Origin of the sequence: Acaryochloris sp. IP29b_bin.137 (genome assembly GCF_028285745.1) — a bacterium.
Classification (GTDB): domain Bacteria; phylum Cyanobacteriota; class Cyanobacteriia; order Thermosynechococcales; family Thermosynechococcaceae; genus Acaryochloris.
In genome coordinates this window covers 1-3,851 of sequence record NZ_JANQOP010000243.1, presented here as the reverse complement: position 1 = coordinate 3,851, position 3,851 = coordinate 1, and the positions used below count along the sequence as shown (strand labels likewise).

The 3,851-nt window shown below is 43.9% G+C and carries 2 protein-coding genes and 2 pseudogenes; all 4 read left to right on the top strand.

The annotated features are described in order from the left end of the window. A pseudogene (locus tag Q0991_RS17275) lies at window positions 1-348 on the top strand (uridine kinase); the annotation flags it as partial. Then, window positions 345-1,190: a GNAT family N-acetyltransferase gene (locus Q0991_RS17270; RefSeq protein WP_299490588.1), complete on the top strand. Its 846-nt coding sequence runs from the start codon at window positions 345-347 to the stop codon at window positions 1,188-1,190. The pseudogene Q0991_RS17275 and the gene Q0991_RS17270, both read left to right, overlap by 4 nt. Before the next feature lie 25 nt (window positions 1,191-1,215). Beyond that, window positions 1,216-1,367: pseudogene (locus Q0991_RS25230) on the top strand (DUF4113 domain-containing protein). 1,876 nt (window positions 1,368-3,243) lie between these two features. After that, the gene (locus Q0991_RS17260; protein ID WP_299490586.1) at window positions 3,244-3,633 is read left to right on the top strand and encodes a DUF4440 domain-containing protein; all 390 of its coding nucleotides are present in this window, start codon (window positions 3,244-3,246) and stop codon (window positions 3,631-3,633) included. Window positions 3,634-3,851 lie beyond the last annotated feature (218 nt).

Below are 3,851 nucleotides of genomic sequence, written 5' to 3'. Positions count from 1 at the left end.
GACCGATACTATCGCTTAATGCCCTATGGCAACTACGACTTACCAGAAGCCCTGGAGGCAGATCTGATGATCGATCATCTGAATCGGCTGCGGTCTGGTGAATCATTTGAGCTGCCTGTCTACGATGTGGTCACCAATTACCGGAAAGTGGAGGCCGAGCGAGTGCAACCCCACCCGATCATCATTGTCGAGGGAATATTTGTGCTGATCCTGCCTGAAATCCAAGAGTACCTGGACTTTAAGGTCTATGTTGATGTTCCTGACGAGCTGCGTTTAGAGCTGAGGATTGTGCGGGATGCTCGGGGATTATCTCATGAGAATATGGAAGGGGGAGGAATACAAAGGTGAGCAACTACGAAATTCGGACGGCCCAACGACATGAACTAGATTTTGCGATCGCACTGGCAGTCAATGAAGGTTGGAATCCCGGTCTCCACGATGCTGACTGTTTCTACCAAACCGATCCTGATGGTTTTCTGATGGGTTTGCTTGAAGATCAACCCATTGCCTGTATCTCAGCAGTCTCCTATGGTGGAACATTCGGTTTTATCGGTTTTTATATCGTTAAGCCAGAGTACCGGGGTCAGGGATATGGAATTCAAATCTGGGATGCGGCAATGAAAAGATTGGCGGGACACAACATCGGACTTGATGGTGTAGTCGAGCAGCAGTCTAACTACGTCAAGTCGGGCTTCCAGCTCGCATATCGCAACATCCGTTATGAAGGTGTTGCTAGCGGTTTATCTTTATCAGCCAATCATCTAGTGCCGCTCAAAACAGTTTCATTCGATGATCTGTGTCGTTATGATCGCAACTTCTTTCCCACCCAGCGTGAGTCTTTTTTGAGGGGATGGACGCAACTGCCAGAGGCTATAGGTATAGCATCCATCGAGCATAATCAACTGTGCGGTTATGGCGTTATTCGCAGGTGTCGTCAGGGTTATAAAATTGGGCCGCTGTTTTCTGATACTCCTGAGATTGCTGAGTCTATCTTTCTGCACCTGAGTAGTAGTGTAGATACAGACTCACCTATTTTCCTGGATATCCCAGAAGTTAACACTGCTGCCATTGAGCTTGTCAATAAGCATCAAATGAAAAAGGTTTTTGAAACAGCACGAATGTATACCCTAAAACAGCCATCGCTGGCAGTGAACCGTCTATTTGGAGTCACCACTTTTGAGCTTGGATGAAATTTGAGAGAAACAGAAACGCCTGATGTCGATCATAGATGAGGTCAATGGCCGATTCGGCCGAAGGACGCTGGAGATTGCTGCATCGGGGCTAAGCAGACATGGTGGATGCAGCCGAAGTGGAGTTCCCCAAGGTACACAACATGGTGGGCTGAGTTGCCAGTGACGAGTTGTTGAGGGGGATCGGGGTGCAATCTCTTAGAGTTTGGTAAAAGCTGATGCTCTACGATAATTCGCCTAAGCTGCCAGGTCGCTATCTGAAGTTCGTAGAAATCCGGGCATAGTGGAAAGGATAGATGTTCGAGGAATTAGCTCCTACTTACGGATAAGTTGTTTCTTTTCTACAACCCATTTAGGGGTAAGAGCGGTGGCAACATGCTTGTGGAGATGTAGATTTTTCTCTTGTCCTATAGATTGGCTTTCCAGAGTTGAAGGCTTCGAAATCATTCTGGTTGGCTCCCTAACCATTATTAACGATGGGTTAGCTTTCCTAGATTCTCAACCTGCTCGCGGTGATCTGTCTGAGAGAAAACAGTGTTTCCAATCAGGTTTGCCAACTAACTGATACATTCCGTGAATAGTACACCTGGATTATTGGGCAACGGAGTTTCTTCAGATATTGGGGTAAATACAACCACTTCTCGAATCAAGGGTTTACCCTTGCTAACGGCTACTTAATTGCCAAGGCAGATAGAGTGAGAACTTTGGAAGTATTAATAGATCTCTTTCAAACTTATCCTATTAGTTCTGTTAACTCGGTGCGTTTCTCAGATTGCATTTCATGGTTACTATCCTTCTTAAGCCTCCGGTTTGACCGGAGGAATCGTAAGGTTTAACCTTTACTGCGGTTTATAGTCACATCCAACAAATCCGGGTGTTGCCAACCCCACAAATCTTGGCCTGACAATCCAACTTCAGGGTGATAACAGCGTGTTATGGAGATGCGCTACCGTCAACAGCAAACAATGAGAGTTTATGACCATCGATTAAAATCCCCTTTAAGGGGTTCTTCCAAGCCTCCGGTAAAACCGGAGGTGTTTAACTTAGCAACCATTGAGGATCACCCTCAAATCTTTGATGGGGCAAACCTAATTCATACATAGAATTATTGGTGCACACATATACGTGTCCATTATCAGAGCAATACCCCTCAATAGGCAATGTCTTCAAGGGCTTACCTGATGGGTACTGAGGATGGTTGTGAATTTGCCCATGAATCACTGCTTGACCATCAACATTAAGGCAAGTCCAAGACTTAAGGATGTATGGACAAAGAGGGTGTTGTTTTGTTGTCAATAGAGTAGAGTGAGAAGTCTGCACGTAGTACTCAATGATCTCATCGGCTGTCATGATCAAGCTCAATTAGTTTGATTTCTAGGAATTGACTATGAGTTATTCATCAACGTATTGCCTAGCCTACGAAGGGGTTGTAGGTCGGGAGTACAGTAGAAATACTGAGATCAATTTAAAGTTTCGCAACTTGAATTGCTTTGCTGGTAGGGATTATAGTCAAAAGCAGCAAGATCACTAGCACTCTTACTAATCAATAAGTCTGACTGACTTTCTTAGCAAATTTCTAGGAGAATAGTGAGTATTCCTTGTTGGCGGCTAAAAAACCTAGGTTAAAGCAACTTAACAGATATTGATTCTTTTATATGTCCTGTCAGATAATTCCAATGGCTGGAACGACTGAATATCAGCGCGTTAGCTCTTGACAACGAAAGAATTATTTTTTCTGAGATTAGCCAATTATAATTAATCGACCAAAAGAATTAACATTTAGTTTAGACGTTCTAGCCGCCAACTAAATCTGTGTAGTGAGGTTCTTTGCTCAACTCAAAGATTTGTAATTTACTGGTTCGAGTACTGCTGAGTACAGATTGCTTTAGGCTACATTAATGGCGGCTTAGTCTATTTCGTAGAGTTTGTTATATATACCTTATACAGGGGATTGAAGAATAATCTTTTGTCAGTCTCCCGACTAAGCTAGTTGTGTTTTAAATGTATTTGTTCTGCAACATAGCTAGGCGAGTTGTTTCGTGAGGTATAAACCATGATTGATGCGAATGAGGTCCTTAAAACGTTATGTGAAAAATATGCAGCAGCTGTTAGTGCCAACGATTCGCTAGCTTATCGGCAGCTTTTTGCTCCAGACGCGATTCGGATGCCACCAAAGTCGGAGCCTGAATACGGCCCGGATGAAATTTCAAAGAGCGAACAAAAGGACTACGAAGTCGCGAAATGGACAGTTCAATTGACTCCCCTTGATGCGTTACGGATCGACGATCAATGGATATATGGCATTGCTGAGGGGCATATCAATACGGTTACTCTAGCCGATGGCATGGCCAATTCGTTCAAAACTACGAAGACCTGGCTTCTTCATAGAGATGACTCTGGAGAATGGCTGATCAAGAGGCAAATTTGGAATCTCAAACAATAGTCGTGAAAGTGAGGAGATTCTTTAAATAGAAACCTAAATTGCCATCTTGGCAACGGGATACTTTACACTGCTTGGCGACATCAACTTAGTCCAAACTCAAGTATATTAAACAAGTGAAAAGCAACATCCCCAACCCTGCAGACTAGTGGTTTTAAGTGATTGGCTTCAATGAACTAACGGCCCTCTTCGGGGGGATATTAATTGGTGTCAGTGCAACC

Excerpts from the sequence above, each read along its gene's own strand:
- Q0991_RS17260 (WP_299490586.1), top strand. The coding sequence starts at position 3,244 with ATGATTGATGCGAATGAGGTCCTTAAAACGTTATGTGAAAAATATGCA.